The organism is Sulfurimonas sp. (genome assembly GCF_014859695.1).
In the GTDB taxonomy this organism is placed as follows: Bacteria; Campylobacterota; Campylobacteria; order Campylobacterales; family Sulfurimonadaceae; genus Sulfurimonas.
Genome location: NZ_JACUTS010000130.1, coordinates 1 through 3504, shown reverse-complemented (window position 1 = coordinate 3504; position 3504 = coordinate 1). Strand labels below are relative to the sequence as shown.

Below are 3504 nucleotides of genomic sequence, written 5' to 3'. Positions count from 1 at the left end.
CTTATGCAATAAGAATGTTGTATTAAGTGGTTTGTTTTTGTGGGGACATTATACAACTCTCTTGTTTTTTCAAATTCATTTTGAAACAGAAGGTTATTTGGAACAATAAAAGACAATCTTCCAAAATCTTTTATAACGCTCATTGATTTTGAAATAAAATAGTTAAATGTGTCAGGTGTTCTCATATGGACATTTTGATAAATTGTCTTAAATAAATCTTTATCTTCATTTGACAACTCTGCACCATACGGAGGATTGCCAATCACTATATCAAACCCTACAAAATTGCCCTCTTCATCCAGCACTTCAGGAAACTCAAACCGCCACTCAAAGGCATCTTCGTAAATCTTGCCTTTTTCTATTTCGTCTATCTTTTTTTGTAGTTTTGTAAGGTCTTCAAATACTATCTTTTGCTTTTTACTATCAGGTTTTTCATCAAAAAGTGTTGGTTTTAAATTATAGTTACTTTTAATGGCAACAAGAATAAGCTCATCAGGTAAATTTTCATGCTTGTATGTTTCTACATACTCTTTTAATTTTATATTACGCTCTCTAATGGCTTTTGATTCCGCTTTTAGTGTCAACCTAAACTTGTTTTTCAGACTCTCAATGGACTCTAAAACATCTTTTTTTGTTCCTAAGTTCTCTTTATACTCTCTCACTCTCTCTTTGTAGTTTTTTATCTCATGCTTGATGTTGTTTATCTTTATCTCATCTTTGAGGTCAAACCTGCTTATGAGCGAGTTGCCTGTTTTGATGTTTATGTCGATATTTGGGAGTGTTATAAGCTCATAGTTTGCATCATAGTAGCTGTTTTTTAGAAGCTCTATCCAAAGGCGGAGCTTTGTGATTTGTGAGCTGTTAGGGTTTATATCAACGCCGAAGAGCTGGTTTTCTATGATGCGCTGCTTCTCAAGAAAAAGCATCTTTTGCACCGTGTGGTTTGGACTCTGGAAATCTTTTGGCTTTGTGTATTCAAACCACTCATCTTCTAGTTTTACAAGCAGTTCATCATTTATAAGCTCTATTTTTAAGCCTCGCAGATTAAAAAGTCCTAACTGATATTTGATGTAAATAATCTCATTTAAAGCAGAAACTAAAAAGTGCCCACTCCCTACCGCTGGGTCACAAATAGTTAAAGAGTCGATAATCTTGTTTGCTTTTTCAATAAATTCACTTTTGTAGCTGTGCTTGTCACAGTAGTTTCTAAGCTCTTCAAAATTTTTGGCTTCAATCGAAAATGCGGTGTTAAACTTCTCTAATATGCTTTTTCGTAAAGACTCCCTTGCCATGTACATCGTGATAAAACTAGGCGTGTAAAAACTTCCGTCTTTATAGCCGTTTATCTTCTCAAAGATTAGCCCCAAAACAGAAGCGTTTATAAGCGATTTTGACTCATTGGCAATTTCATCGCTTGTACTTCCAAAATCATACGCATCTAAAAACTCAAAGAGATAAGCGAGAGTTGAAGTTTGTCCGCTTTTTTTTGATTTTTTTTCATCTTTTAAGACGGTTTTTGAGTAGTAGTTTATCTTTGCATCACCTTCTAAATTAGAAATTTTCAAGTATTTGTCTTCATTGGCATGTATTTCAAAAAGGGAACTGTTTAAGTAGGGAACGTAGTCAAATTCTCTGTGTATTCTGTTTTGTGGTCGCTTTGCAAGTATCTCAAAAAAAAGCATTTCAAGTTTATCATAATCATCTATTTTAGAAGAGTTCAAAAATTTAAACTCTTTGTTTTTGTTCCAAGAGACGATTTGAGACTCAAGAAGTTTAAGAAAAAGGATGCGGTTTATCCAGATAATAATAAGCTTGATAATGGTTTCAAAATCGTTAAATTTTCCATATTGTACTAGTTTGTTTGAGATATTTTCATATAAAGAACCCGACTGTGAATTGGTCGCTTTTGATATTATTTTTTTAGAGCCCTGCTTCGTCTCTTCGAGTCCTAAAATATATAAAAGCTCATTATAAAACTCACGGTTAAGGCTGTTTGCATCGTTTGGGTTGAACTCTTTTAAAAGTGCATCGGGACTTAAAAGCTTATAAATAGCTAATAAATCTTTTCTTTTTTGTGGCTCTTGCAGGTTGAAATAAGCACACTCTATCTCTAGATCATCAATCAAATTTGCTTGTAGCTTTTGCAGCTCTTTTGCTATATTTTCATAAAAATCTTTTGTTTTATCACCCAATAAAGATGGGTTTTTATAGTTTGTATAAATCTTGTTTATCTGTTTGTTTTGCCAAAAAAGTCTGTCAAAATCTTTAGCATCAAAAATAAACCAACTAAAAGCAGTTAAGATAATAATATGCTTTAGATTGATATTTCCATCAGCTCGCTCTTGCATAAAATAGAGGATTGCTTCATGAAATGCCTTGCGATTTAACTCATCTTTAGTGAGCATTTCAGTTAGATTATCAAGTCGTTTGGCTTCTATGAGCACTTCAACTTTGGCATTTTTAAAAATTGCCCAATCGATTCTGGCTTTTGTGTTTATCTCATAACCAAAAGAGTGAACCAAAAAATCTCTAACAGCATTTTTCTGATGCTCTTCACTCTCTATTTTATTTACTTTTAAAAGTTCATTTAGGCTGTTTTGAAACTTCTCAAACTTCTCTTGCTCTACGCTTTTTTTCGATAAAAGCGGATTTATAAAATCGCTAGGTTTGATTATCTTTGGTTTGAGTCCCACATGCCAACCTTATTTTAGATTTTTTCTACTTGTGTATAACTATATTTTTCATGATGAATAAGTGTAAAAATAGAGATTGTTTCATCTTCAATCATATAAACAACGGTATAGCCTTTAAATACTAAGTCTCTAATCTTTTCATCATCATGATAAATTGATTTTCTATACTTATATGGCATATCTGAAATATCTTTGCACGATGCAAACAATTCGTTTTTAAATTTTCTAGCTGCGCGAGGGTTGTCTTTTGCTATATATTCTAGCTTTAGAGCCAAAGAGTTAATGAAACTCTCTTCAAATCTAATGTTCATACGCTTTTATCACCGTACCAAGCTTAGCCTCTGCTTCATCGGTAGAGTAAAATTTAGCTGTGCCACTTTTTATCTTTTCTACTTGTGCGGCTACAAATTTTCTATCTTCTTCAAAGAGTGCTTTTTGAACCTCTTTTTCGATGATTTTTTCAAAATCTTCACTTTTTAATAGTATAAAATCTAGCTTATTGTTTTTTAAAATTCCGATTTTTTCCAACTCTCTTTTATACAACTTAGATGTGATTGTCGCAAAGTTTTTTGCAACTTCCGTCGCACTAAAGAGTTCGTTAGCATTGTAAGCAACCATAATTACTCCCTTTATTTTACATATTATTTTGCCTATTATACAAGACTTTAACTCAAAATGTCTACAAACTCATTGCCTTCAAGTGCAGCTATAAGTTTGTTATCCACCCTTATAGCAGAGTCGATTACGACATTTTGGAGTTTTGAGATTATGGTAATTTTTAGCTCTCTGTTTCCCGGGTTTTGACGTACAA

At 32.7% G+C, this 3504-nt stretch carries 3 protein-coding genes; all 3 read right to left on the bottom strand.

Annotated elements, in window-relative coordinates; genetic code table 11:
• A partial coding sequence (locus IBX42_RS11765) for an N-6 DNA methylase (RefSeq protein ID WP_294933123.1) occupies positions 1-2693 on the bottom strand: 2693 nt, incomplete at its 3' end.
• A 14-nt stretch (positions 2694-2707) separates the two neighbouring features.
• Positions 2708-3004 (bottom strand): type II toxin-antitoxin system RelE/ParE family toxin, encoded by a 297-nt coding sequence (locus IBX42_RS11760; protein ID WP_294933122.1) that lies wholly within the window; start codon positions 3002-3004, stop codon positions 2708-2710.
• Positions 2994-3311: a hypothetical protein gene (locus tag IBX42_RS11755; RefSeq protein WP_294933121.1), complete on the bottom strand. Its 318-nt coding sequence runs from the start codon at positions 3309-3311 to the stop codon at positions 2994-2996. Before IBX42_RS11755 ends, IBX42_RS11760 begins: the two co-directional genes overlap by 11 nt.
• Positions 3312-3504 lie beyond the last annotated feature (193 nt).

Excerpts from the sequence above, each read along its gene's own strand:
- IBX42_RS11760 (WP_294933122.1), bottom strand. The coding sequence starts at position 3,004 with ATGAACATTAGATTTGAAGAGAGTTTCATTAACTCTTTGGCTCTAAAG.
- IBX42_RS11755 (WP_294933121.1), bottom strand. The coding sequence starts at position 3,311 with ATGGTTGCTTACAATGCTAACGAACTCTTTAGTGCGACGGAAGTTGCA.